The sequence below is a fragment of the Capnocytophaga ochracea DSM 7271 genome, assembly GCF_000023285.1.
Taxonomy (GTDB): Bacteria; Bacteroidota; Bacteroidia; order Flavobacteriales; family Flavobacteriaceae; genus Capnocytophaga; species Capnocytophaga ochracea.
Genome location: NC_013162.1, coordinates 456,124 through 482,850, shown reverse-complemented (window position 1 = coordinate 482,850; position 26,727 = coordinate 456,124). Strand labels below are relative to the sequence as shown.

General features: G+C 40.8%; 16 protein-coding genes. 9 read left to right on the top strand and 7 right to left on the bottom strand.

The window, feature by feature from the left end; genetic code table 11:
• The first annotated feature begins 237 nt into the window (after window positions 1-237).
• Genes COCH_RS01905 through COCH_RS01895 form a run of 3 tightly spaced genes read left to right on the top strand, consistent with a single transcriptional unit; the run spans window position 238 to window position 5,264 of the window.
• Window positions 238-2,130 carry an ABC-F family ATP-binding cassette domain-containing protein gene (locus COCH_RS01905; protein ID WP_015781700.1) on the top strand — a complete coding sequence of 631 codons (1,893 nt, stop codon included), beginning with the start codon at window positions 238-240 and terminating at the stop codon, window positions 2,128-2,130.
• Window positions 2,131-2,133: 3 nt separating this feature from the next.
• A complete protein-coding gene (locus COCH_RS01900) occupies window positions 2,134-3,597 on the top strand; it encodes an SGNH/GDSL hydrolase family protein (RefSeq protein WP_015781699.1) in 1,464 nt (487 codons plus the stop codon).
• A 5-nt stretch (window positions 3,598-3,602) separates the two neighbouring features.
• Window positions 3,603-5,264 carry an MBOAT family O-acyltransferase gene (locus COCH_RS01895; protein WP_015781698.1) on the top strand — a complete coding sequence of 554 codons (1,662 nt, stop codon included), beginning with the start codon at window positions 3,603-3,605 and terminating at the stop codon, window positions 5,262-5,264.
• 42 nt (window positions 5,265-5,306) lie between these two features.
• Here COCH_RS01895 and COCH_RS01890 read toward each other — a convergent pair whose 3' ends face one another.
• On the bottom strand, window positions 5,307-5,618 hold the full coding sequence (locus COCH_RS01890) for a hypothetical protein (RefSeq protein WP_015781697.1): 312 nt from the start codon (window positions 5,616-5,618) through the stop codon (window positions 5,307-5,309).
• A 375-nt stretch (window positions 5,619-5,993) separates the two neighbouring features.
• Between COCH_RS01890 and asnS the strand changes: the two genes are divergently transcribed.
• Window positions 5,994-7,424: an asparagine--tRNA ligase gene (asnS, locus tag COCH_RS01885; protein WP_015781696.1), complete on the top strand. Its 1,431-nt coding sequence runs from the start codon at window positions 5,994-5,996 to the stop codon at window positions 7,422-7,424.
• 83 nt (window positions 7,425-7,507) lie between these two features.
• On the opposite strand, the gene COCH_RS01880 is transcribed toward asnS, so the two are convergent.
• Window positions 7,508-8,119, bottom strand: coding sequence for a hypothetical protein (locus COCH_RS01880; RefSeq protein WP_015781695.1), 612 nt, complete (start codon window positions 8,117-8,119; stop codon window positions 7,508-7,510).
• Between the two features lie 90 nt (window positions 8,120-8,209).
• Window positions 8,210-8,578, bottom strand: a complete 369-nt coding sequence (locus COCH_RS01875; RefSeq protein ID WP_002673576.1) for a DUF1573 domain-containing protein — start codon at window positions 8,576-8,578, stop codon at window positions 8,210-8,212.
• 472 nt (window positions 8,579-9,050) lie between these two features.
• On the opposite strand from COCH_RS01875, the gene dnaE reads away from it, so the two are divergent.
• Complete coding sequence (dnaE, locus tag COCH_RS01870; RefSeq protein ID WP_015781694.1) at window positions 9,051-13,508, top strand: DNA polymerase III subunit alpha; 4,458 nt, start codon at window positions 9,051-9,053, stop codon at window positions 13,506-13,508.
• Window positions 13,509-13,626: 118 nt separating this feature from the next.
• The gene (locus COCH_RS01865) at window positions 13,627-14,550 is read left to right on the top strand and encodes an aspartate carbamoyltransferase catalytic subunit (protein ID WP_015781693.1); all 924 of its coding nucleotides are present in this window, start codon (window positions 13,627-13,629) and stop codon (window positions 14,548-14,550) included.
• 97 nt (window positions 14,551-14,647) lie between these two features.
• On the opposite strand, the gene COCH_RS01860 is transcribed toward COCH_RS01865, so the two are convergent.
• From COCH_RS01860 to COCH_RS01850, 3 genes are all read right to left on the bottom strand, one after another.
• Window positions 14,648-15,514 (bottom strand): bile acid:sodium symporter family protein, encoded by an 867-nt coding sequence (locus COCH_RS01860; RefSeq protein WP_015781692.1) that lies wholly within the window; start codon window positions 15,512-15,514, stop codon window positions 14,648-14,650.
• Between the two features lie 15 nt (window positions 15,515-15,529).
• Complete coding sequence (locus COCH_RS01855) at window positions 15,530-15,859, bottom strand: hypothetical protein (protein WP_015781691.1); 330 nt, start codon at window positions 15,857-15,859, stop codon at window positions 15,530-15,532.
• A 626-nt stretch (window positions 15,860-16,485) separates the two neighbouring features.
• A complete protein-coding gene (locus COCH_RS01850) occupies window positions 16,486-23,922 on the bottom strand; it encodes a T9SS type B sorting domain-containing protein (protein ID WP_015781690.1) in 7,437 nt (2,478 codons plus the stop codon).
• A 567-nt stretch (window positions 23,923-24,489) separates the two neighbouring features.
• Here COCH_RS01850 and COCH_RS01845 point away from each other — a divergent pair.
• Genes COCH_RS01845 through COCH_RS01835 form a run of 3 tightly spaced genes read left to right on the top strand, consistent with a single transcriptional unit; the run spans window position 24,490 to window position 25,867 of the window.
• Entirely contained in the window at window positions 24,490-25,281 is a 792-nt protein-coding gene (locus tag COCH_RS01845; RefSeq protein WP_015781689.1) for a DUF2797 domain-containing protein, read from the top strand.
• A gap of 42 nt (window positions 25,282-25,323) precedes the next feature.
• Window positions 25,324-25,551 (top strand): hypothetical protein, encoded by a 228-nt coding sequence (locus COCH_RS01840; protein WP_009421903.1) that lies wholly within the window; start codon window positions 25,324-25,326, stop codon window positions 25,549-25,551.
• The gene (locus tag COCH_RS01835) at window positions 25,541-25,867 is read left to right on the top strand and encodes a hypothetical protein (RefSeq protein ID WP_009421892.1); all 327 of its coding nucleotides are present in this window, start codon (window positions 25,541-25,543) and stop codon (window positions 25,865-25,867) included. The genes COCH_RS01840 and COCH_RS01835 overlap by 11 nt, the downstream gene beginning before the upstream one ends.
• Before the next feature lie 83 nt (window positions 25,868-25,950).
• Here the strand turns inward: COCH_RS01835 and yaaA are convergent, their stop codons facing one another.
• Entirely contained in the window at window positions 25,951-26,709 is a 759-nt protein-coding gene (gene yaaA, locus COCH_RS01830) for a peroxide stress protein YaaA (protein WP_015781687.1), read from the bottom strand.
• Window positions 26,710-26,727: the final 18 nt, after the last annotated feature.

The following is a 26,727-nucleotide window of genomic DNA, read 5'->3' as shown; positions in this document are numbered from 1 at the left end:
GACGGAAAAAGGGGAATGTGGTGACGGAAAGGTGAAGAAAGACAGGGTGATGAATGAAGAGATAATGAGCGGTGGGTGAAGGTAAGGCAGTGAAAAATGCTGTGAATTTTGAGATTTGATTTTAGTGATTGGGGATTTTTTGTGAAGGGTTGTACTGATTTTACCTAATAATTAGGCATTATTTATTGCTAATTACTTATAGTTTTGTACTTTTGCGCCCGGAATAACGAATATCATATGCTGAACGTTCACAACCTATCTGTTTCTTTTCAGGGCGAGTACCTCTTTGAGGACGTTGCTTTTATGCTGAATGCGGGCGACCGTGTGGGGCTTATTGGCAAGAACGGAGCGGGGAAATCGACGATGCTCAAATTGCTTTCACGCGAACTTAAACCCGATACCGGAGGCATTGCTACCGATAAAGATGTACGCATCGGATTTCTGAAACAGGATATTGATTTTGTGAAAGGACGTACCATTTTGGAAGAAGCCTATCAGGCATTTACTGAGATTAAGGCTTTGGAACGTCAGTTGGACGATATTCATCACCAGATAGAAACCCGCACTGATTACGAGAGCGAGGCGTACCACGATTTGCTTGATAAACTCAGCGACTATACGCATCGTTTTGACCTTATAGGGGGATACCAATACCAAGGAGAAACCGAGAAAGTGCTATTGGGGTTGGGCTTTGAGCGGACTGATTTCGACAAGCTCACCGACAGCTTTTCGGGCGGGTGGCGTATGCGTATAGAGTTGGCAAAACTGCTGTTGCAGAACAACGATATATTGCTATTGGACGAGCCTACGAACCACTTGGATATAGAGTCGATTATTTGGTTAGAACAGTTCCTCTCTACTTATAGCGGGGCGGTGGTAATTGTATCGCACGACAGAATGTTTTTAGACAATGTGACCAATCGGACGATTGAGATTTCGATAGGCAAAATATACGATTACCCGAAGCCTTACACTCAGTTTTTGGAACTGAGAAAAGAGATGCGCGAACTGCAACTCGCCTCACAAAAGAACCAAGAAAAGAAGATACAACACACTGAAAAGCTCATCGAAAAATTCCGCGCCAAAGCTACCAAAGCCTCAATGGCACAGTCGCTTATCAAGAAGTTGGACAAGATAGAGCGCATAGAGGTAGACGAGGAAGACAATGCGGTGATGAACGTGCGTTTCCCCGTATCGGTAACGCCAGGGAAGGTGGTGCTGGAAATAGACGATGTATCGAAAAGTTATGGTGAAAAAGAGGTGCTCAGCCACGTGAGTTTGCTTATAGAACGAGGCAGCAAAGTAGCTTTTGTGGGACAAAACGGACAGGGGAAAACGACCCTCGCCAAGATGATAGTGGGCGAAATACCCTATGAAGGAACTATCAGGCTGGGGCACAATGTACAGTTGGCTTACTTTGCTCAGAACCAAGCCGACTACTTAGATGGAGAACTCACCGTGCTTGATACGATGTTTAATGCAGCTAACGACAGCAATCGCACTAAAATACGCGATATACTTGGGGCTTTTCTCTTCCGTGGCGATGAGGTAGACAAGAAAGTGAAAGTACTTTCGGGAGGGGAGCGCAACCGTTTGGCATTGGCAAAGATGCTCCTTTCGGACTTTAACGTAATGGTGATGGACGAGCCTACGAACCACTTGGATATCAAATCGAAGAACGTACTCAAACAAGCCTTACAGCAATTTGAAGGGACGCTCATTATTGTGTCGCACGACCGCGATTTCTTGCAAGGGCTCACCGATAAGGTATACGAGTTTAAGAACAAACATCTGAAAGAATATCTTGGGGACATCGATTTCTTCCTCGAACAACGTGCTGCCGTTAATTTTAGAGAGATAGAACAGCAGAGCAAAAGCACTCCTGTACAGGTAGAAAAAGAACCGCAGAAAGAAGAAAAACTCTCGTTTGAGGAACAGAAACAGCAGAAAGCCATTCAGAATAAGCTCAACAAGATAGAGAAGAACATTACCGCTCTTGAAGAAGCGCTTAAAGCGATGAATGAGCAGATGGGACAAGGCGTACAGAACGATGCTTTTTACAAGGAATACGAACAGAAAAAACAGCAGTTGGAAGATTTAATGACCGAGTGGGAATTATTAATGAGTTAAGTTATGCAACCTAAAAAAATCTTACTCTTTATTGTGGGGGTGCTGGTAGCCCTCTTTACAATGACCCTTTTCAGCAGTTATCACACCACCGCCAAAGGAATGGTGCGGGGGGGTATAGTGTTTGGTGACGCGATGTTGCGCTATCCGACCCCTGATATATTGGGAATGCTCTTTAAAGGGGAAGAGGAAAATAATAAAGTAGACGAACTTATTAAAGATACTAAAACCATTGTAGACGAAAAAACCGAAAATTTAGCAAAAAAGGATACTATTGTTAAGGATACGGTACAAACTTCGGAAACCAATATAGAAGGGAAAATATATTACCCGGGGAATCATACGGATTATATCAGAAGACTTAAAGAGAAACTGTGTCAGCCTACCTGCCAAATAGTGCATTATGGTGATTCGCAAATAGAAGGAGACCGTATCACCGGCTATGTGCGCAACCGATTGCAATTGGCATATACTGGTGGAGGACCGGGTTTTATCCCTATAAAAGTAGTGTACAGCCAGAACAGTGTGGACATTATTGCTTCGCCTAACTGGACGCGCTACGCTTTCTTCGACCGCAAACAACGCAAAACGGTAGCGCACGATAAGTATGGTTTGTTCTCTACCTTCTCACGTTTTACTAATTATGTGAGCAATACTGCTGATACGACTGCCTTACCCGTAGCAAAAGCCAGCTTTACGATTAAGCCTTCGGACAAATCGTATGCACGTTTAAGAAACTACACGCGCTTTGGGTTGCATTATGGCAATGCGATGGCAAAAGTGAAGATACGTGTGTATCAGGACGGGAATATTCTAAGAATAGATACTCTTATCTCAGATGGTAAATACCATAATTATAAGCTCAATTTCGCATCTACTCCTAAGGAGCTAAAAGTGGAATTGGAAGGCAAGATAAGTCCGGATTTTTATGGGATTACTCTTGATGCGTCGTCAGGGGTACGAATGGATAACGTAGCGATGCGAGGGGAAGCAGGACGTATATTTACACGTATGAATTACGAGCATTTCAGACAGATGAGTGCTGACCGTAAACCCGATATATTTATCTTTCAGTACGGAGGAAATACAATCCCCTATATGAAAACAGACCAACAGCTTCAGGAGTATGTAAACGCGTTGATATTTAATATCAAATGGGTAAAGCGAGCCAATCCCAATGCAATGTTTATGCTTTTAGGCCCTGGAGATATGACAACTTCGAGTAATGGACAACTCATCACCTATCCTTTTGTGCCGAAAATGAACAAACTGATGAAGGAAGAAGCCTTGAAAAATGGGATTGCTTATTTTAGTATCTTTGAAGCAATGGGAGGAGAAAACTCGATGACAGCGTGGGTGAAAAAAGGAATGGCTGTTTCGGATTACGTACACTTTACGCCACAAGGGACTAAACTAATTTCGGAAGTGTTTTACCAATGCCTACTTAACGACCTTGCCACAGTGCAATAATAGCTATGATAGATTTCTTTAAAAACTTCTTTACCTTTGAGTCGGCTCACCCACTTACTTTTGTACGGATAGACTTTTGGATATTCTTTGCTTTAGTATATGCGGTGTTTGTGCTCATCTATAAGCGTAAGCACGTGCGCAACTTGTTTTTGTTGCTTGCCAGCTTTTACTTCTATTACAAGGCAAGTGGGCTTTTTGTATTGTTATTGGTATTTAGTACTGTTACTGACTTTTATTTGGGGCATTATATCTATAATCAACAAGAAGAGCGCCGACGCAAAATAGGGGTTACTATTAGCGTTTGTGTGAACTTATTAGTACTTAGTTATTTTAAGTATGCTTATTTCTTTACTGATACTTACAATGCGCTGTTTCACACTCATCACCAAACCTTTAACTATTTAGCCTATTGGGCAAATGGGTTTGACTATAACGGATACTTTTCAGTTGATAAAATTATATTGCCCGTAGGTATTTCTTTCTACACTTTTCAGACCATCAGCTATACAGTGGATATTTACCGCAGAAAGGTTGCACCACTGAAATCGATATTAGACTTTGGTTTTTATGTGAGTTTCTTCCCTCAGTTAGTAGCAGGTCCTATTGTACGTGCAGAAGAGTTTGTACCTCAAATTCTCAAAAAAACAGAGATTAGCAAAGAAGAGTTTAATAAGGCGATATTCCTTATTCTTAAAGGACTTATCAAGAAGATGATATTTGCTGATTTTATTGCGTTGCACTTTTTGGATAAGGTATTTGATGCTCCTGAAATGCACTCGGGCTTTTCTAACTTATTAGCTCTGATAGGTTACTCGCTCCAAATATACGGTGATTTTTCTGGCTATACCGATATAGCCATAGGGGTAGCGCTATTGATGGGTTTCCATTTGCCTGTAAACTTCAATTCACCTTATAAGGCTTTGAACTGTGGGGACTTTTGGAAACGCTGGCACATCTCGCTTTCTACTTGGTTGAAGGACTATTTGTATATTCCGTTAGGAGGTAACCGCAATAGCACCTTAGGAACTTTTGTGTTTTCCTTGCTTTTTGTAGTGATATTGGTAGTAGCGATTGGTAACCTCGCCTTTACTTTTATCACAGGGGGATTGCTGATAGCAGGTGCGGTAGTAGCTTTTTATTACAAACCTTTTGAGCGTTACTTGACTACCAATATCAACATTATGCTCACGATGCTTATTGGAGGATTGTGGCACGGAGCTTCGTGGAAGTTTGTTATATGGGGTGGATTGAACGGTTTGGGTGTAGTCGCTTATAAGTATTGGCGCAAGGTAAGTCCGTACGAGCAAAGTAAGCTGTGGATTACTCGCGCTTGGAAGATAGTCTTTACCTTTGCTTTTATTACCTTTACACGCATATTTTTCCGAGGTAATGATATGGAGAGCATAAACTTATGGTTCGCACAAGTGGCGAACAATATGAGTTGGGATACTGCTACCGAAGTGATTAGACATAACAATATTCCATTAGGCGTTATCTTGATTGGTTATATTACCCATTGGCTACCACAGCATTGGAAAGACTATGTGGAACACGTGTTTGCCGAGAGCCATTACGCTGTGAAAATAGCGATAGTCTTAGTAGTAGTGCTCATTTGCTATCAGGCTTATTCTACCGATATTCAGCCGTTTATTTACTTCCAATTTTAGTTAGGTAAAAAGTAGGAGTAAAAGATAAAAGGGGGAGAAAAACTATTGGGAATTAGTAGCTAAGAATACGATACAAGCAATAATGACTATAAGCACCAAAAAAGTTACTCCAGAAATAATAAGCCCTGCGACGGCTAATGTTTTAGGCTTCTTGCTCATTCCGATAATAGATAATATCAATCCGGTGAGCCATATGATAAGATTCACAATAGGGAGCAATACGAGGAATATTGCCACTACAGACGTTATGAACCCCACCAGACCTATGGGATTGTTATTTAGGTTGTTATTGTTATATTGCCTATTGTGAATAAACGACCAATCGTTTGAGGTATTTTGCTTGAATTCTTCCATCTTTATTAAACAATAAATACTCGATTTTAATGCCACAAATATACAACAAAGAATTTATACTGCAAGTTAAAAAAACTTTTTTATAGGTAAAAAACACAAGCCACACGAGTAGATGTAATTAGCAGATTTGAGAATTAGCAAATGGGAAGTGAGGCTTGAAAAGTTTTTATAGGAAAGAGAAGAGTTTAATAATTAAGAGCTGTTTGAAAGATGAGCGAATCTGAGGCGAAAGTAAGACGATGGAAACCTATGAAAAGTTTATAACAGAACAGTGTAAGAAGTGAAAAACAATTAGAGATTTAGCCAAACTCCTTTGTTATTTATTGAAAAGTTATTACTTTTGCCGTCAGAATTAGATAAGAAATAAGACGCGTTATGTATTCGATTAAAAAATTATTACAAGACGGAAAAAACATACAAGGAGAAATCACCCTTAAAGGTTGGGTGCGCACCTTCCGCAGCAACCGCTTTATTGCCCTGAACGATGGTTCTACAATCGACAATTTACAAGTAGTAGTAGATTTTGAAAATACCGACCCTGAATTGCTTAAACGTATTACCACGGGAGCAGCTATTGAAGTAAAAGGAAGACTTGTGGAGAGTCAAGGTAAAGGGCAAAACGTAGAGTTACAAGCAAGTAACATAAGTATATTAGGTGATAGCAACCCTGAAGAATACCCTATCCAACCTAAAAAACACTCACTTGAATTCTTGAGAGAAAACGCTCACTTACGCGTGCGCTCTAGTACTTTTAGTGCAGTGATGCGCGTGCGTTCTACTTTAGCTTTTGCTATTCACAAATACTTTCAAGACAATGGCTTTTTCTACGTGAATACGCCTATTATCACGGGTAGTGATGCCGAAGGGGCTGGAGAGATGTTTCGTGTAACAACCTTAGATGCCAAAAATCCACCACTTAATGAAAACGGCGAAGTAGACTACAAGAAAGACTTCTTCGGTAGGGAGACAAATCTTACCGTATCAGGTCAGTTAGAAGGTGAGACTTTTGCGATGGCGCTTGGTAAGATTTACACCTTTGGACCTACCTTCCGTGCTGAAAACTCCAATACCTCACGCCACTTAGCTGAGTTCTGGATGATAGAGCCCGAAATGGCGTTCTATGACCTTATTGACAATATGAATTTGGCGGAAGATTTTATTAAATACGTATTGCAATATACCTTGGAAGTACGTCGTGACGACCTTGAGTTCTTGAACAAAAGATTTTTAGAAGAAGAGAAGACTAAACCACAGAACGAGCGTAGCACAATGTCACTCATCGAAAAACTTGAATTTGTAATTCACAATCAGTTTAAGAGGGTGAGCTATACTGAAGCGATAGATATTTTAAAGAATAGCAATCACAATAAAAAGAAGAAATTTCAATACCCTGTAAACGAATGGGGTGTAGATTTGCAAAGCGAACACGAGCGCTATTTGGTGGAAAAACACTTTGAGTGTCCTGTAATTCTATACGACTATCCAGCAAATATCAAAGCGTTTTATATGCGCTTAAATGAAGACGGTAAAACGGTGCGCGCAATGGATATTCTCTTCCCAGGAATAGGTGAAATTGTAGGAGGCTCACAACGTGAAGAACGTTACGATGTGCTCAAACAAAAAATAGCCGACCTTCATATGGACGAGGCAACTCTTTGGTGGTACTTAGACCTTCGTAAGTTCGGTACAGCAGTACACAGTGGCTTTGGTTTAGGTTTTGAGCGCTTGGTACTCTTTGCTACTGGAATGACCAATATCCGTGATGTGATACCTTACCCACGCACACCACAGAGTGCAGAGTTTTAATGTAAGTTATATCAGGAAATATAAAAACCGAGTTACGAAAGTAACTCGGTTTTCTTGTGTAATTTTAAAAAATAAAACAATGACTAAGTTGCCATTTGGTATTTGTTTACTTTTTCTTTAGCCTTGATAAGGTCGAGATTCAAGCTGTTAATCTTTTGCTCTTTGTTGAGGATTCTTCCTTTGAACTTAGCATCGTCTTGAGGAGACAGAGCTCCTTTGGCTTTCTTTAAATTATACTTGTTTTGTTCCTTAGCTAAATCAGTTTTAGCTTTGGTAATTTTAGCCTCTATTTTAGAAACCTCAGAGTTAGCTTTGGACAAGCGTTCTTGATTCTTTTGAGCACGAGCAGCAGCTTTTTGTTGTTCTTTAGCAGCTTTTTCTTGCTCCTTAGCCGCTTTTTGCTCAGCTTTCACAGCCTTTTCCTGCTCTTTTTGTAATTTTTGTTGAGCCTTTAACTGCTCTTTTTGAGCTTTAAGTTCAGCTTGAGACTGAGCTTGAGTAGCTTCAACAGGGGCGGGAGCAACTACCGGAGTAGTGGTGTCGGTCATAGTTCCCATTTCGTCTACTTGAGCGAATGACACTTGAGCTACAAATAGCCCAGCGAACAAAGTGAGTGTGTGTAATTTCATATCTGTTAAATTATTTAGTTTTCTTATAGGGTGCAAAGATAAGGAAAATATGCTTACCATTTGCATTTTTACAAAAGTTTAACACCAAAAAAGTCGCCTGCAAAGGAAAGAATCGTAGGCGACTAAGGAGTAAATTAAAATATAAATAGTTATGGATTATTGAACATTTCCTCTGATACGTAAGCCTTTTACAGGACTTGATTTGGCATTGGAGGTAACAGTAATAGTCTTGCTGATAGGTCCAACACGATTAGTATCGTATTTTACTTCAATTTTCCCTTTAGCTCCTGGTGCTACGGGTTGGTTTGTCCAAGAAGGAACGGTACAACCGCAAGAAGAAGCTACGTTAGTAATTACGAGGGGTGCTTTACCAGTGTTAGTAAACTCGAACACACGCACACCGTCTGCACCTTGTTTGATGTTACCGTAATCAATTTCTTCAGATTTAAAAGAAATCTCAGCGTCTTGGGCATAAGCCATTACACCAAAAAATGCTAAAAATACAAATGTTAAAAACTTTTTCATAGTATAAAAAATTAAAAATATAAGTTTGTTTTTACGATTATAAATAGTACAACAACCGTGCCAAAGAGGATTTTTTAAGGTAAAAGTTAAGAGTTAATAGTGGAGAGTGAAAAAGGGTTTGAGCGAAGGAAAAACGATGTAATACACACAGATAAATTATTAGTAGATTGGTGGATTTGGATATTACGGTTAGCTTATACAAGTCTTATACGATAAATGAACAAAAAAATAGAGAGGAGTGAAGTTAAGGTAAATCTGAGACTAAAAAAAGTATTAAACTTTAAAAAACCAAAAGACTTATTCTATCAAAAGGCAACTTAAAAAATTGCACTTGATGGTGGAAATAACGTCGTGTTAAAATTATCAATGGTTAATTGCTAATTGTGAATTGTTTTGTATCTTTGCCCTCTCACTTTAAATCTCAAAAAAACTCTTACACACATATCCAGCTAACGCTGGCTTTACCTAAAAAATGTACTTAATATTCGATACTGAAACCACGGGTTTACCCCGCCGTTGGGATGCCCCCCTTACTGATAGTGACAACTGGCCTCGCGCCGTGCAGATTGCTTGGCAATTGCACGATGAGTGGGGCGCACTCATTGAGCATCAGGACTTTTTGATAAAGCCCGATGGCTTCGACGTGCCTTATGATGCTGAAAAAGTACACGGTATTTCTACCCAATTAGCAGAAGCACAAGGCCTGCCTATCGCTGAGGTGTTCAAAGCTTTCAACGAGGCACTCAGCAAAGCGCAATACGTGGTGGGACAAAATATAGGCTTCGATATCAATATTATGGGGGCTGAGTTTTACCGCTATGGGGTGGAGAGTCCGCTTACGCAGATGCCTGTAATCGACACTTGTACTGAGGCAACTGCCAATCTATGCCAGATAGCTGGTGGAAAAGGAGGTCGTTATAAGTTGCCTACCCTCACCGAGTTGCACTCTTTCCTCTTTGGTGTACCATTTGCCGAGGCGCACAATGCCACTGCCGACGTGGAAGCAACTACACGCTGTTTCTTTGAATTGATACGTCGTGGTGAAGGCTTCCAAGAAGGTACTTTCAGTAGCGACTATATCAAAGAATTTCAAGGGCATCACACCTCACCTATAGGGCTTATCGGACTTACACACGTGAACCTCAAAGAGGCTTCTGATGCCTTGCGAAAAAGCAGTAGCACTGTACAAACTACCGAACCTCACGTCGATGCTTCACTGTTAGAAAATGCGGTATTCGCCCACCTGCACAACCATACACAACACTCTATATTACAATCTACTACGTCTATAAAAGACCTCGTAAAAATTACTGCTAAAGAAAAGATGCCTGCCGTGGCACTTACCGATAGTGGCAATATGATGGCTGCCTTCCACTTTGTACAAGCTGTACAAGCTCATAACAAAGAGGCAGAAGCTAAGAACAAGGAGGCAGAAGAAAAGGGCGAAACTCCTACCGAAACGCTTATCAAGCCTATTATAGGTTGTGAGTTCAATATCTGCGAAAATCACTTAGATAGAAGCCGACAAGACAACGGCTACCAAGTGGTGATTTTAGCTAAAAACAAACAAGGTTATCACAATCTTACCAAAATGGCTTCTATTGCTTCTACCAAAGGCTTTTACTATGTACCTCGTATCGACAAAGTGATTGTAGAGCAGTACAAAAGCGACCTAATAGTACTCTCAGGGGGTATGAATGGCGAAGTGCCATCAAAAATACTGAATATCGGTACAAAGCAGGCTGAAGAGGCGCTCTTGTGGTGGAAAGAGCAGTTCGGCGAGGATTTCTATTTAGAGGTGATGCGCCACAACCAAGAAGATGAAAACCGCGTAAACGAAACCCTTGTAGAGTTTTCTAAGAAATATGGGGTGAAACTCATTGCTACTAACAATACTTTCTATCTACATAAAAAAGATGCCAATGCCCACGATATTCTGTTGTGTGTGAAAGACGGCGAAAAACAGAAAACACCTATCGGGCGCGGTCGTGGCTATCGTTTTGGGATGCCTAACAATGAGTATTATTTCAAAACCTCAGCCGAAATGAAGGCGCTCTTCAAGGATATTCCTGAGGCGATTCTCAATATTCAAGAAATTATCGACAAGGTAGAACCTTATGGCTTGGCGCGTGATATTCTCTTGCCTAAGTTTGATATCCCCGAAGAATTTCAGGTGGAAGAAGACCCTACGGGCAAGAAAGGAGAAAACAACTATTTGCGTCATCTTACTTATGAAGGGGCTAAACGCAAATACCCCGAAATTACCGATGAGGTGAGGGAGCGTTTGGATTTCGAGCTTTCTATTATTGAAAAAACGGGTTACCCAGGTTACTTTTTGATAGTACAAGATTTTATTGCCGCAGCGCGACGTATGAACGTATCGGTAGGTCCTGGACGAGGTTCGGCTGCGGGCTCGGCAGTGGCGTTTTGTTTGGATATAACCAATATGGACCCAATTAAGTACGACCTGCTCTTTGAGCGTTTCCTTAACCCCGACCGTGTGTCAATGCCCGATATCGATATCGACTTCGAGGACTCTGGGCGCCAAGATGTCATCAACTATGTGATTGATAAGTATGGCGAGAGTCAGGTCGCACGGATTATCACCTATGGAAAAATGGCTGCTAAATCGGCTATCAAAGATACGGCTCGTGTATTAGATGTGCCTCTTCAAGAGTCAAATAGATTAGCAGGATTGGTGCCTAATGGAGTGTCGTCTTTAGGAAAGATGTTCGGTTGGGACGATAAAACCCTCAAAGAAAAAGTGCGTAGTGAAGAACTGCCAAAAGTAGACGAACTGAAACGTCTTTTAGCAGGAGAAGGGGAGGAGGAGAGTACTCAAACCATTCAGCAGGCAAATATTATTGAAGGTTCGGTGCGCAACACTGGTATCCACGCTTGTGGGGTGATTATTACCCCCGATGATATCACCAACTTTGTGCCAGTAGCTTTAGCCAAAGATTCAGACTTGTTTGTGACTCAGTTCGATAACTCGGTAGTAGAGAGCGCAGGATTGCTGAAAATGGACTTCTTGGGGCTCAGTACCCTTACCCTTATCAAAGATACTATTGAAAATATCAAACAAACTCATAATATAGAGCTGGATGCAGAGGCTTTTCCACTTGACGATAAAAAGACTTACGAACTCTTCCAACGCGGTGAAACGGTAGGGATTTTCCAATACGAGTCTACCGGTATGCAGAAGTATATGCGAGAGCTTAAACCTACCGTCTTTGCCGACCTGATAGCGATGAATGCCCTTTACCGTCCAGGGCCATTGGAATATATACCGAGCTTTATCAAGCGGAAACACGGCATTGAGTCTATTGAGTACGACCTCCCCGATATGGAGGAATACCTCAAAGAGACTTATGGGATTACCGTTTATCAAGAACAGGTGATGTTGCTATCGCAGAAGTTGGCAGGCTTTACCAAAGGTGAAGCCGACGTGTTGCGTAAGGCGATGGGTAAGAAACAAATAGCTGTGCTAGCCAAGATGAAGCCTAAGTTTATTACCCAAGCCTCCGAAAAAGGTCACGATGCCCAAAAACTCGAAAAGATATGGGCAGACTGGGAGAAATTTGCCGCTTATGCATTCAACAAATCGCACTCTACCTGCTATGCGTGGGTGGGTTACCAAACTGCCTACCTAAAAGCCAATTACCCTGCCGAGTATATGGCAGCGGTACTCTCTAACAATATGAACGACATCAAAACGATTACTTTCTTCCTCGAAGAGTGCCACCGAATGGGGGTCAAAGTATTACCTCCTGATGTAAATGAATCGTTGTACAAATTTACCGTAAATAAAAACGGCGATATACGCTTCGGTATGGGGGCTGTAAAAGGGGTAGGAAAAGCAGCCGTCGATACGATTGTAGAACAACGCCAAGAGCGTCCTTATACCTCTATTTTCGATTTGGCAAAACGCGTAGATTATAAGAGTATCAACAAAAAAGCCTTTGAAAGTATCGCTTTGGCAGGAGGTTTTGACTCGTTCACCAATGTACACCGTGCTCAGTACTTCCACGCCGAAGCCGATGGTATTCCATTCCTCGAAAAAGCCATTCGTTTTGGTACTAAATACCAAGAGAGTAAGAACTCTGCCCAAATGAGTCTGTTTGGTGGTGAGAGTGAAGTAGATATTCCTGAACCTGCTGTGCCTAAATGTGAAACGTGGGGTAACCTCGAGCAGTTGCGCCGTGAGAAGGAGGTGGTAGGTATCTATATCTCAGGGCACCCGCTCGACGATTTTAAGCACGAGTTACAAAACTTTTGCAATATCAGTCTATCGGAATTGCAAGACTTACAACCTTTTATTAACCGTGAACTCACTGTAGCGGGTATGGTAGCTGACCTGCAACATCGTACGGCTAAGAACGGAAAAGGTTACGGCTTTTTTACTCTTGAGGATTACGACGGCTCTTACGAGTTTAAACTCTTTGGAGATGATTATTTGAACTATCAGAAATATATGGTACCAGGGGCGTTTTTGTATATCAAATTTAAGGTGGTAGAAGGATTTCTCAATAGGGAAACCAACCAAAGAGGTGAACCTCGGATACAGTTTCTACAGATGATGCAGTTGCAAGATGTGATGGAAACCCTCTCTAAAAAACTTACTTTACACGTGAATATAGAGGAGATTAACCAAGATTTGATTGCAAAATACAAAGATTTACTACAAAAGCACAAAGGGAAACAGTCTATTTACTTTGTTGTGCACCATCACAATGAAAATATTCACCTAAATATGGAAAATGGTAATCTAAAGGTGGCGATTACTAAATCTTTTTTAGATGATTTAGACGCTCTATTTGCAAAATATCATCTCAATGACCGCAGAATGGAGAAAATAGTTGCTAAAAAGACAGAAGATACTCACGACGACGAGGAAATGGCAATGGAGGATTTGGGATTATCCGAGTAGACAATTAGTTAATTTCTATTTTGACTGCTGACGGCTAACAGCTAAAAAAATCTTCAATCGTAACTCGTAGTTTGCAATTATTTTGTACTTTTGCACAACCACTTAAAAAGAAAAAGAAATGAGTGCATTGAGCGTTAATCACCTGTTGGGCATTAAGTATATCACCGAAAAGGATATACAGTTGATATTTGAAACAGCAGACCACTTCAAGGAGGTTATTAACCGTCCTATTAAAAAAGTGCCTTCGTTGCGCGATATTACTATTGCCAATCTCTTCTTCGAGAATAGTACGCGCACTCGTCTTTCCTTTGAATTGGCAGAAAAACGTCTTTCTGCCGATGTGATTAACTTTTCGGCTTCTCAATCATCGGTAGCCAAAGGGGAAACCTTAGTAGATACCGTGAACAATATTCTCTCGATGAAAGTGGATATGGTAGTGATGCGTCACCCGAACCCTGGTGCGGGAGTCTTCCTCTCACAACACGTGAAAGCCTCAATTGTAAACGCTGGCGATGGAGCTCACGAACACCCTACACAAGCACTTTTAGACTCATATTCTATACGCGAACGTTTAGGAGATGTAGCAGGTAAAAAAGTAGTGATAGTGGGAGACATACTACACTCGCGCGTGGCACTTTCGAACATCTTTGCACTCCACAAACAAGGAGCTGAAGTGATGCTATGTGCGCCTCAAACGCTTATTCCTAAATACATTCATAAATTGAACGTGAAGGTAGAAAGCAATTTGCGCAAGGCTTTGAACTGGTGTGATGTGGCTAATATGTTGCGTATCCAAAATGAGCGACTCGACATCAGTTATTTTCCTTCTACTCGCGAATATGTACAACAATACGGACTCACCAAAGAGCTGTTGGATAGCCTTGACAAAGAAATAGTGATTATGCACCCAGGACCTATCAACCGAGGGGTAGAAATTACCAGCGAAGTAGCTGATAGCTCCCAATCGATTATCTTACAACAAGTAGAAAATGGGGTAGCCATACGAATGGCAGTGATTTATTTGTTGGCGAGCAAGATTTAATCAGGTAAAAGGTAAAAGGTAAAAGATAAAAAAGCGCGATGTTTAAATAGTAAACATCGCGCTTTGTTATTTGTTAATTGTCAATTATTAATTGTTGTTATCTTCTAATTCTGATGGTAATAAGGGCAAAGATAAAAGTGGTGAAAAAGGAAAATATGGCATACACAAGGGCAGGTTTGGTCATATCGGTATTGCCCATAAGGGTGCCTGCTACCAATATCGCCAAAGCAGTGTTTTGTAGACCTACTTCTATACTGATAGTCGTTGCTTGAACGCCCGGTAATTTAAAAGATTTCAGAGCTATAAAATAACTAAGTGTCATCGCGCTGAGGTGCATTAGGAGCGTAGCAGGCAAGAGTCGGATTATTTCATCTACTGAAATACCACTTCCTCCTGATTGTTCATCACCGAAAAACTTGATAAAGAATACAATTCCCAACAATATGGTATTAGTTACTTTTAAAGGAAAACGGATCTTAAGAGATACATTAGGGAAAAACCGGTTGAAGAGTAAGCCCAATAAAGCTGGTATTATAATGATTTTGGCTACTTCCCAGACCATATTAAATATAGGGAGCGACACTTCGGTATGACCCCCCATAAAAACAGCTGCTGCCCAATTAGACAGCACCGGAATGGTAAACAGTATGAGCAAGCTATTGATTGCAGTAAGAGCTACTGCCAAAGCGGTATCGGCTTTGATGAGATAACTAATGAAATTGGAGGTAGTACCCCCAGGACATATTGATACGATGATGAGCCCTACTTTTTCGGCAGGGGGTAAATTAGAAAACTCGGCAATGATAAAAGCACAGATAGGCAAGAAGACCATCTGCAAGAAAAGCCCTAAGTACAAGGGCTTTGATTTTTTGAATATGTTTTCGAAATCGGAGAAGCGCAACGAACTGCCTATCGCAAAGGTGATAAGCATAAGCACTGCCGAAAGGAGGTAATCTATAAACATCAGCGATTAGCTTTTCTAATAAGTATAGGTATAGGTATAGTTTCTGTTGCTTTGAGAATTGCTTTTAATACTGATAGCAGTTATCAACTCACCGTTATAAGTGATGGTATAGACTTCATCAGTAGTGGGGGTACCGTTATCGACTACTTTTCTTTCAAAAGCAGTAATTTTATTACCACTTAACGTATAGGTTTCAGTGGTTTTAACAGTGCCTATACTACCAATAGTTTCCTCTATTATTGTTTTAGGGAAAGCACCGCCGGGGGTGGTTTCATCATTGTTGTCTTTTTTACAAGAAAGAAAGATAAGTGTAAGACCTATGGCTAATAATAATGTTTTTTTCATTGGTTATATACTTTTATGGCGACAAAGGTACGAAACATTTTTTAATTAGCAATAAGAAGTGTGAGCCACACGGGCAGGGAAAAGATTAGCAAATTAGGAAATGAGAAAATTAGCAAATTAGCAAATGTGGAGGGTTGAGGAGTTCGAAATATAGCGGAGGAGAACGAAAGAGAGCTGAGAGGAATTTTGGTGAAAAAAGGCTATGAGAAGGGTGGGGTTAGCTTATAGAGAGCTTATAGGAAGCTTATACGAATCTTGGACGATTGGTATAGAAAGGGTGTATAAATAGTTGATTTATAATATAATACAACGGTGCTAAAAATGTTAAAAACGGGGTTTCGAGGCGAAAGAAAGGGAAAAGGCACTAGGCCTTAGGCCATAGGCACTAGGGGGAATATGACGGAAAAGAGAAGAAATGACGAATGACCAGTGACGAATGACGAATATGGACTTTCTTTAAAGGGGAATTGTGGTGGCGGTAAGACGGTGCGTACCATACGAACAGAGGAAGAAAAGAGGTAGAAGTTTGAAGAGATAGGGGTAAAGAAAATGAGGAAATAGGCTTAAAAACAAAAAGAGCTGCCAGAGAGTTTCTGGACAGCCCTTTTTAGTTTATTATAAAAGTACTATTTTTTGATATATAACCAGCCTACTTCAGATTGTTTATTATTATTCTGATCGTAGTATTCAATCACATAATAGTAAGTACCTTGTGGGAGTTTATCGGCAGCTTCTACTGTCACACGACCGTCGGAGATACCTCTAAACACGCGGGTTACGTTGTCGTAGCCACTTACCTCAAATACTTTCACGCCCCAACGGTTGTAGATACGTACCACATTGTTCGGATAGTTTTCTATACCACCAATATGGAAGTGGTCGTTTTTACCATCGCCATTTACTGACATACCGTTGTAAGGTATGAGCTTGTTCACTATATCAACCGTTACAGTAGCACTGCTACAGCCTGCCGAGTTACAGATTTCATACACAAAAGTATCGGTTCCTACAAAGCCTGTGTGAGGTCTGTATTCTACCGTATTATCGGCATTTACAACTACTGTACCGTTTGCAGGTTGAGTTACTACATTAGGAGTAGTTGCTCCGTTGAGGGTATCGTTCGCTAACACGGCAATATTTACAGGAGTATTCAACGCTGTAGAAACCCTATCGTCTACCGCTACCGGAGTAGGTGTAGGTGTTGCTGTTCCCACTACTGTTACTACCAAGGTTTGCGTACCGGTACAGTTAGTAGGGTTCAAGACCTCACAATAGCTGTAAGTAATGGTATAAGTACCTGCTGGAGTATTACCTGGAATGGTTACCTCGCCGGTATTAGGGTCGAGAGTAGGTTTGTTGCCAGGATTACTTGGGTTAGTAACCGTCATAGTTACATTACCACCAGGGCCAGCCGTTGGTGTTACTGTACCGCCTATCTTATCGTTGTTTAAGATACTTGGGATAGTTTGAGTGGTGGTGCTTGGTGTTACGGTCATTGGGTCAGGTACTACTGTAATGGTCGGTGTACCCACCTTAATTACGGCAGTAGCTGTTTGACAGTTACTATTTGGATTAAGCGCTTCGCACTCTTTATAAGTAATGGTATAAGTACCTGCAGGTGTATTGGCAGGGATAGTTACCACACCGTTTTCAGGATTCAAGACAGGAACGTTACCACCGTTGATAGGAGTAGCAGGCACTACATTGGTAATCGTTACCGTGCCACCATTTCCAGCTGTTGGTTTAGTACCTCCTAAACTATCGTTGTCAAGTACACTGATTGTGGTTTGAGTTGTTAATCCGTCAGGAATGTTAAAGGTATCGTCTTGTACAGTAAGAGTTGCAGCACCTACTGTTACCACCAAGGTTTGCGTACCGGTACAGTTAGTAGGGTTCAAGACCTCACAATAGCTGTAAGTAATGGTATAAGTACCTGCTGGAGTATTACCTGGAATGGTTACCTCGCCGGTATTAGGGTCGAGAGTAGGTTTGTTGCCAGGATTACTTGGGTTAGTAACCGTCATAGTTACATTACCACCAGGGCCAGCCGTTGGTGTTACTGTACCACCTATCTTATCGTTATTTAAGATACTTGGGATAGTTTGAGTGGTGGTGCTTGGTGTTACGGTCATTGGGTCAGGTACTACTGTAATGGTCGGTGTACCCACCTTAATTACGGCAGTAGCTGTTTGACAGTTACTATTTGGATTAAGCGCTTCGCACTCTTTATAAGTAATGGTATAAGTACCTGCAGGTGTATTGGCAGGGATAGTTACCACACCGTTTTCAGGATTCAAGACAGGAACGTTACCACCGTTGATAGGAGTAGCAGGCACTACATTGGTAATAGTTACCGTGCCACCAGTTCCAGCTGTTGGTTTAGTACCTCCTAAACTATCGTTGTCAAGTACACTGATTGTGGTTTGAGTTGTTAATCCGTCAGGAATGTTAAAGGTATCGTCTTGTACAGTAAGAGTTGCAGCGCCTACTGTTACTACCAAGGTTTGCGTACCGGTACAGTTAGTAGGGTTCAACACTTCGCAATAACTGTAGGTAATCGTATAGTTACCTGCTGGAGTATTACCTGGAATGGTTACCTCGCCGGTATTAGGGTCGAGAGTAGGTTTGTTGCCAGGATTACTTGGGTTAGTAACCGTCATGGTTACATTACCACCAGGGCCAGCCGTTGGTGTTACTGTACCGCCTATCTTATCGTTGTTTAAGATACTTGGGATAGTTTGAGTGGTGGTGCTTGGTGTTACGGTCATTGGGTCAGGTACTACTGTAATGGTCGGTGTACCCACCTTAATTACGGCAGTAGCTGTTTGACAGTTACTATTTGGATTAAGCGCTTCGCACTCTTTATAAGTAATGGTATAAGTACCTGCAGGTGTATTGGCAGGGATAGTTACCACACCGTTTTCAGGATTCAAGACAGGAACGTTACCACCGTTGATAGGAGTAGCAGGCACTACATTGGTAATAGTTACCGTGCCACCAGTTCCAGCTGTTGGTTTAGTACCTCCTAAACTATCGTTGTCAAGTACACTGATTGTGGTTTGAGTTGTTAATCCGTCAGGAATGTTAAAGGTATCGTCTTGTACAGTAAGAGTTGCAGCGCCTACTGTTACTACCAAGGTTTGCGTACCGGTACAGTTAGTAGGGTTCAACACTTCGCAATAACTGTAGGTAATCGTATAGTTACCTGCTGGAGTATTACCTGGAATGGTTACCTCGCCGGTATTAGGGTCGAGAGTAGGTTTGTTGCCAGGATTACTTGGGTTAGTAACCGTCATAGTTACATTACCACCAGGGCCAGCCGTTGGTGTTACTGTACCACCTATCTTATCGTTATTTAAGATACTTGGGATAGTTTGAGTGGTGGTGCTTGGTGTTACGGTCATTGGGTCAGGTACTACTGTAATGGTCGGTGTACCCACCTTAATTACGGCAGTAGCTGTTTGACAGTTACTATTTGGATTAAGCGCTTCGCACTCTTTATAAGTAATGGTATAAGTACCTGCAGGTGTATTGGCAGGGATAGTTACCACACCGTTTTCAGGATTCAAGACAGGAACGTTACCACCGTTGATAGGAGTAGCAGGCACTACATTGGTAATAGTTACCGTGCCACCAGTTCCAGCTGTTGGTTTAGTACCTCCTAAACTATCGTTGTCAAGTACACTGATTGTGGTTTGAGTTGTTAATCCGTCAGGAATGTTAAAGGTATCGTCTTGTACAGTAAGAGTTGCAGCACCTACTGTTACCACCAAGGTTTGCGTACCGGTACAGTTAGTAGGGTTCAACACTTCGCAATAACTGTAGGTAATCGTATAGTTACCTGCTGGAGTATTACCTGGAATGGTTACCTCGCCGGTATTAGGGTCGAGAGTAGGTTTGTTGCCAGGATTACTTGGGTTAGTAACCGTCATAGTTACATTACCACCAGGGCCAGCCGTTGGTGTTACTGTACCACCTATCTTATCGTTATTTAAGATACTTGGGATAGTTTGAGTGGTGGTGCTTGGTGTTACGGTCATTGGGTCAGGTACTACTGTAATGGTCGGTGTACCCACCTTAATTACGGCAGTAGCTGTTTGACAGTTACTATTTGGATTAAGCGCTTCGCACTCTTTATAAGTAATGGTATAAGTACCTGCAGGTGTATTGGCAGGGATAGTTACCACACCGTTTTCAGGATTCAAGACAGGAACGTTACCACCGTTGATAGGAGTAGCAGGCACTACATTGGTAATAGTTACCGTGCCACCAGTTCCAGCTGTTGGTTTAGTACCTCCTAAACTATCGTTGTCAAGTACACTGATTGTGGTTTGAGTTGTTAATCCGTCAGGAATGTTAAAGGTATCGTCTTGTACAGTAAGAGTTGCAGCACCTACTGTTACCACCAAGGTTTGCGTACCGGTACAGTTAGTAGGGTTCAAGACCTCACAATAGCTGTAAGTAATGGTATAAGTACCTGCTGGAGTATTACCTGGAATGGTTACCTCGCCGGTATTAGGGTCGAGAGTAGGTTTGTTGCCAGGATTACTTGGGTTAGTAACCGTCATAGTTACATTACCACCAGGGCCAGCCGTAGGTGTTACTGTACCACCTATCTTATCGTTATTTAAGATACTTGGGATAGTTTGAGTGGTGGTGCTTGGTGTTACGGTCATTGGGTCAGGTACTACTGTAATGGTCGGTGTACCCACCTTAATTACGGCAGTAGCTGTTTGACAGTTACTATTTGGATTAAGCGCTTCGCACTCTTTATAAGTAATGGTATAAGTACCTGCAGGTGTATTGGCAGGGATAGTTACCACACCGTTTTCAGGATTCAAGACAGGAACGTTACCACCGTTGATAGGAGTAGCAGGCACTACATTGGTAATAGTTACCGTGCCACCAGTTCCAGCTGTTGGTTTAGTACCTCCTAAACTATCGTTGTCAAGTACACTGATTGTGGTTTGAGTTGTTAATCCGTCAGGAATGTTAAAGGTATCGTCTTTCACTACTAAAGGAGTTACTCCTAAATGAATAGTAGAAGTACCTGTTTTTGTGTTACCAAAAGTGTCTTTGGCTACAAAAGTAACTGTAATAATACCGCCTGGTACTGTACAAAGGTCAGCAGGAGTATTATAGTTATTTGTAATAGTTGCTATCGCACCACAAGTATCGGTGGCGGTAGCTGTGCCGAGCCAATTGCTGATAGCCGTAGTAGCCGTAGTTGAGTTGCACACTATATTTAAAGGAGTAGGTGCTGTGAAAGTAGGAGCAGTAGTATCGTCTACTATTAAGGTAACGGTTACGATACCGCTAGTACAGCCCGCAGTGCTAAGAGCGCGTACATAAGCCGTTTGGGTAGTGCGAGTGGTTACGTGAGTATTGATAACAGGTGCCGTAGTGCTTGAAACAGTAGCTGTAGGGGCAGTGTACCAAAGCAAGGTAGTATCCGTAGGGGCAGTTACATAATTAGCAAACGACACAACATTACTAGTTGCTGTTGGACAAAGAGTTTTACTACCGGTAATAAGGGTAGGTAAAGCTACAGTAAGTACATCCACCTTAGCTACGGTACTTGTAGCTACGCCACAAGAACCAGTTACTACCGCATAGTAATAAGTAGTGCCCGTAGCTGTAGTAGGAGGTGTATAGGTAGCTACGTTAGCTCCCGTAATAAGAGAGCCTCCCGTATTGTTATTGGTTGTATTAGAATACCATTGATAAGCAAGAGTGCCTTCACCCGTTGCTACTACATTGAGAGCTGTAGCTGTAGCATCCTTACAAATAGGAGTTGTAGGAGTTACTGGCTGAGTAGTGATAGTAGTAACCGCTTGTTTAGTGTAAGTGAACTCATTAGAGTATACCGTAAGGTTATCACATAAACCTACTATATCAGCTGTATATCTTACCCTAAAAGTAGCACCACTTGGAGTATTATTAGGATTTATAGAGAAAGTACGTATCCGAGCATTTGCATTATTGCTATATACTTGATCGTAATAGTTTTCCCAAGGAGAGGTAGGTGTTTTACGATATTCTAATTGGTAAGCAAAGAAATTACCTCCTCCCAAATTTTTAATTTTATTACTATAATCGGGAGCAATAGTAGCCTGAGCACTTATAGTACTATTTGTATTACAAATACCGTTAATATTATTGTAATTAGGAGTATTAATAGTAATGATATCCGAAGCGGTAAGTACTTGTACTCTTGCTACTGTACTGGTTACTGTACCACAAGTACCCGTAACTGCTACGTAGTAGTAAGTGCTACCCGCAGTTGTAGTAGGAGGTGTATAGGTAGCTACATTAGCTCCCGTAATAAGAGATCCTCCCGTATTGTTATTAGTTGTATTAGAATACCATTGATAACTAAGCGTTCCTTGCCCAGTAGCTGTTACACTAAGAGCCGTAGGTGTAGCATCTTTACAGTAAGCTACTGAAGTTGCTGGTTGAGTTGTGATAGTAGTACTAGCGTTTACATTCAGTTTTACCTCATTAGAATATTTAGTGAGGGCACCACAGAATTTTGCACTATTACTATAAGTATATTTTATCCTTACTGTAGCCTCATTGTAAGCTAATGCTTTTAAAACACTAGGCTGATAGGTAAGGTCATTAGTCACACTATTGTTAGTTGTAATTGTTTCCCAAGTAGTGCTACCTTTCTTTTTAGCTTGTAATTCATAGTTAAGCGTTCCTCCTGCATAGGCTGGAGTAATGGTAGCTTTAGCAAGATAAGAAGGAGCATTTCCTGTATTATCACATACTGTTTGCTCTGTGAGAGCTGTATTTACTGTAATAATATTTGCTTTTTTTACCGAAGTAGGACACATCTCTACTAAATAGCCTGCCGCTTGTGCATCACTACTGTCCTCTATGGTTATTTTTGTAAAAGGTTTACTAGAAGTTACTTTATAAGCTATATCTGTTACCTTTGTAGGGTTCTTTACCGAAATAAGACGACTGTTAGCACTTGGATTAGTTACATTTACATCGTTTCCATTACATCTAAAAGCCTCTCTGAGAGTAATATCACCACAATCTACACTAACTTTTGCTCTATCATAAGCGCTAATACCATTTCCGCCTCCCATTCCTACAAACCAAAGTTCAGCTTCTGTTACAGGCTCTTCAAAAGTATAAGTAAGTGTTTTAATATTGTTGTTACTATTAAGTACCCAAGGTAAATCGCCACTATAGCTACTTTGGCAATAAATAGAACTTCTAGGCTCTCCTGCATTCGAGAAGTTACCCTTGCCTGTATAAGAACGCGTTACCTTTACTCCTCCCATAGTGGCGGTTGCATTTTGTTCTCTTCCAAACTGAGCGTTAGGCATTGTATCACAACTTGCATCTGCAATAATAGATGCTAAACAAATTTCCACGAAGAAACCATAACCACCTGTTTGTCGTTGTTTTTCTATAACTTGTAACACAAGCTCTGTAAAAGGCTCTGTAGAAGTAATCCCTATTTTAGCATCGGTAGTCTTATGGTCTATAGATGATATTTCATTACCAGAGACAGTAAGTAAATTATTCTCACCACAAGTAGAACGTGCGTGTAAAGTTGCCGTTCCTTTATTAGTTGTTATTTTAACCACATCTATATGAGGATAAGATTGCCATCCACCAGACTTACGTGTTCCACTATAACCAAAGGCTGCTAAAAAAACTTCAACATCTATTACGGGCTTACTAAACTTATAGGTAATTTTGCTTACCTTATTAGAGTCCATAAAAGGATATTTCTTGTCACCAAAAGTATTCTTACGAGATTTACCACAATAGGTTTCGTCACTTTGCGTATCTCCAGGAATAGTTTCCTGATTAGAATACATAATCTTATCAATAGACCAGCCTCTCGTTTCTAATATGCGAGTTACTGTAATACCTCTAACAACAGCGGTTTCTTCTACTCTTTTTTCAGTAGGCGTACCCACTCTTGTATAAGCAACAGGCTCAGGCATAGAATTACAAGACTGCACTTGTGCTTCTATCCCCTCAAAAGAGATTAAGAAAAATGCTATAGCTAATAGAATTTTAGTGATATTTTTCATTCTTGTTTTGTAAAAAGACATTGTTAGTGATTTATTTTGGGCGCAAAATTAGTAAAGATTTTTTACATTCTCTACACTGAAGCAATAATTAACACAGTTTTAACAAGTTTAAGGTTAAAAACAACCGTTTTTAATTCTTTTTAAATCTCTTTTTCTTTACACTTTCTACTCTTTACCTTTCCTTACTTGTGTAAAAAATAACACTGTTATATCTTCTGTTTCTGCTGTAATCTTTTTCCTCTTTATAAGGTAGGTACGAGCTATAAGAAACGTACCTGCCGAGAGGGAAAAAGGTAGCTTCGCTACAAAGAGTCTCGCACAGATTTCACGGAAGACACGGATTTTTCACAGACAAATTTTAGATGCTATTCATTTTATCCACAGAATTTAGCAACAAGTTGCTTAAATTTCACGGAAGTATACTGTAAAAAGAAACTGTAAATCAGAATTATATATTGAACGGACATTAACTCTTAATTTCGTGTGTTTGCTCTATTTGCTAATTGTTTTGCTTGTTGTGTTACGACTTTTTTTGTATCTTTGTCCCCTCATTTCACTGTTAAAACTATGTTTCAAGGAGTACTTCAAAAAATGCTTACCGAATGGGCAGACCCCATACGGTATTACTTGCCAATGGAAGGCGATTTTGTGCTGATGAACCAACTCATCGGCAAGGATATAACGCTCCAATTTGTGCGCTTTCAGTGTATGAATTGTGGCGAAAATAAGCCTATCTTCCGTCAGGGTTATTGCAAAGAGTGCTTTTTTGAAGTCCCTCAAACCGCCGATTGGGTGATGCACCCTGAACTTAGCAAAGCGCATTTAAACATCGAAGAGCGCGATTTAGGCTATGAGCAACAAATGCAGTTGCAACCGCATTATGTGTATCTTGCCAATTCCAGCGACGTAAAAGTGGGGGTAACACGCAAATCACAAGCTCCAACACGCTGGATCGACCAAGGGGCGCACGAAGCCCTTATACTTGCCGAAGTACCCAATCGCTATTTGGCAGGCATTGCTGAAGTCGCTCTTAAAGCTCATATAGCCGATAAAACTAATTGGCGCAAAATGCTCACCAACCAAATCACCCCCGTAGATTTATTGCGAGTAAAATTAGAGGTGCGCGACTTTGTGCCCGACCAAGTACAGCCCTACATCACCGAAGATATCACCCCTTTGCACATTCATTTTCCCGTAGAAAAATACCCTACCCAAGTACGCTCTCTGCAACTGGTGCAAACCCCTACTTATAGTGGTAAACTAATGGGCATCAAAGGGCAATACCTTATTTTTAGCGACAACACCGTCTTTAATGTGCGAGGTAACGAAGGAATAGTGATTAATTTACAAATTAGCTGATTTTTCAATTAATTTTTATACCTTTGCAAAAAAAGAATAATTATGTGTGTATTAGTATATCCAAAAGATGAAACCCAAAAAGCAGTGCTAACTTCGTTTTTAGAAGAGAAAAATATAGATTTTGACTATAATATTTCAGATAGTGAGACTTCTAATGAGTATTTGCAAGTGCTTTTGAAACGAGCTAATGAAATTACAGAAAATCCTGAACAAGCAGGAAGAGCTTTTGATGAATTTGATAAAAAAATGAGAGCAAGATATGGATTTTGAGCTAATGATTCATCGTCAAGCCGAAATAGACTTGGAAGAAATTGTAGTTTACTACAATAAAATAAGAGAAAATTTAGGATTTGAAGTATATGAGGAGATTTATAGCTATATACAAGAAATAAAAAGTCGCCCCTTTTCTTTTAGAAAAGAAATAGAACAAGTGCGGGTTTGCTTTACTAAAAGATTTCACTTTGGTATTTATTTTCTTATTGTAGAAGAATTGTCAAAAATTTGGATTATAGGAGCTATAAATGCTAAAGAAGACCCTAATAAATTATTGAGAAGACTTACTATTATCAATATTCCTCAAAAATGATTGATATCATACACTTTGCCAAAGGTGCGAGCCGCACAGGCAGTTGTAGCACGACGTGCAATTAGAACCTTTGGCAAAGTTTTTTATCTAATAAAAACAAGTGTATTTCCTTTCGAGAACTGTTCTGAGAACGCATATCCATCAGCGTTAAACCCTTTCAAATCTTCTACTGAGCGAATCTCATTTTCTGCCAAAAAACGCACCATACGACCCCGCGCTTTCTTCGCATAAAAACTAACGACTTTTAGTGTATCTCCTTTATAATCTTTGAAAATAGGTGTAATCACGGGCACTTTTAGCTTTGTCGTATCAATTGCCTTAAAATATTCTTCACTGGCGAGATTGATAAACAATTCTCCTTCTTGTAATTCGTTGTTCAATGCGTGAGTGATTTTGTCTTTCCAAAAAGCATATAGATTTGTAGCCTTCCCTACGGGTAGTTTGATGCTCATTTCCAACCGATAAGGCGCGATAAGGTCTAAGGGTTTAAGCAGTCCGTATAAGCCAGAGAGAATACGCAAAGACCTTTGTAACTTATCAATTTGCATTTTAGAGAGTGAATAAGCATCGAGTCCCTCATACACATCGCCATTGTAAGCAAAGAGCGCCGGACGCGCATTTTGTGGGGTAAAGGGCAATGAGAGCTGTTGGTGTCGTTGCCAATTCAGGTCGGCGAGCTTTTGGGAGATATGCATCAGGTTTATAAGTTGCTTTGGAGAGAGTGCTTTAAGGGCAGTGCTTACCTCGCCAATTTCCTTTGGGAAAATAGCCGAAGAGTGTACGGTAGTAGGTAGGGCTGATGTTTCGTTAATGGTTTTGGCGGGAGAGATAACGATTTTCATAGTGATATATAATTAACG

What these genes read in the sequence shown, in the direction of transcription:
- COCH_RS01905 (WP_015781700.1), top strand. Translation starts at nt 238, where the DNA reads ATGCTGAACGTTCACAACCTATCTGTTTCTTTTCAGGGCGAGTACCTC.
- COCH_RS01900 (WP_015781699.1), top strand. Translation starts at nt 2,134, where the DNA reads ATGCAACCTAAAAAAATCTTACTCTTTATTGTGGGGGTGCTGGTAGCC.
- COCH_RS01895 (WP_015781698.1), top strand. Translation starts at nt 3,603, where the DNA reads ATGATAGATTTCTTTAAAAACTTCTTTACCTTTGAGTCGGCTCACCCA.
- COCH_RS01890 (WP_015781697.1), bottom strand. Translation starts at nt 5,618, where the DNA reads ATGGAAGAATTCAAGCAAAATACCTCAAACGATTGGTCGTTTATTCAC.
- asnS (WP_015781696.1), top strand. Translation starts at nt 5,994, where the DNA reads ATGTATTCGATTAAAAAATTATTACAAGACGGAAAAAACATACAAGGA.
- COCH_RS01880 (WP_015781695.1), bottom strand. Translation starts at nt 8,119, where the DNA reads ATGCAAATGGTAAGCATATTTTCCTTATCTTTGCACCCTATAAGAAAA.
- COCH_RS01875 (WP_002673576.1), bottom strand. Translation starts at nt 8,578, where the DNA reads ATGAAAAAGTTTTTAACATTTGTATTTTTAGCATTTTTTGGTGTAATG.
- dnaE (WP_015781694.1), top strand. Translation starts at nt 9,051, where the DNA reads ATGTACTTAATATTCGATACTGAAACCACGGGTTTACCCCGCCGTTGG.
- COCH_RS01865 (WP_015781693.1), top strand. Translation starts at nt 13,627, where the DNA reads ATGAGTGCATTGAGCGTTAATCACCTGTTGGGCATTAAGTATATCACC.
- COCH_RS01860 (WP_015781692.1), bottom strand. Translation starts at nt 15,514, where the DNA reads ATGTTTATAGATTACCTCCTTTCGGCAGTGCTTATGCTTATCACCTTT.
- COCH_RS01855 (WP_015781691.1), bottom strand. Translation starts at nt 15,859, where the DNA reads ATGAAAAAAACATTATTATTAGCCATAGGTCTTACACTTATCTTTCTT.
- COCH_RS01850 (WP_015781690.1), bottom strand. Translation starts at nt 23,922, where the DNA reads ATGAAAAATATCACTAAAATTCTATTAGCTATAGCATTTTTCTTAATC.
- COCH_RS01845 (WP_015781689.1), top strand. Translation starts at nt 24,490, where the DNA reads ATGTTTCAAGGAGTACTTCAAAAAATGCTTACCGAATGGGCAGACCCC.
- COCH_RS01840 (WP_009421903.1), top strand. Translation starts at nt 25,324, where the DNA reads ATGTGTGTATTAGTATATCCAAAAGATGAAACCCAAAAAGCAGTGCTA.
- COCH_RS01835 (WP_009421892.1), top strand. Translation starts at nt 25,541, where the DNA reads ATGGATTTTGAGCTAATGATTCATCGTCAAGCCGAAATAGACTTGGAA.
- yaaA (WP_015781687.1), bottom strand. Translation starts at nt 26,709, where the DNA reads ATGAAAATCGTTATCTCTCCCGCCAAAACCATTAACGAAACATCAGCC.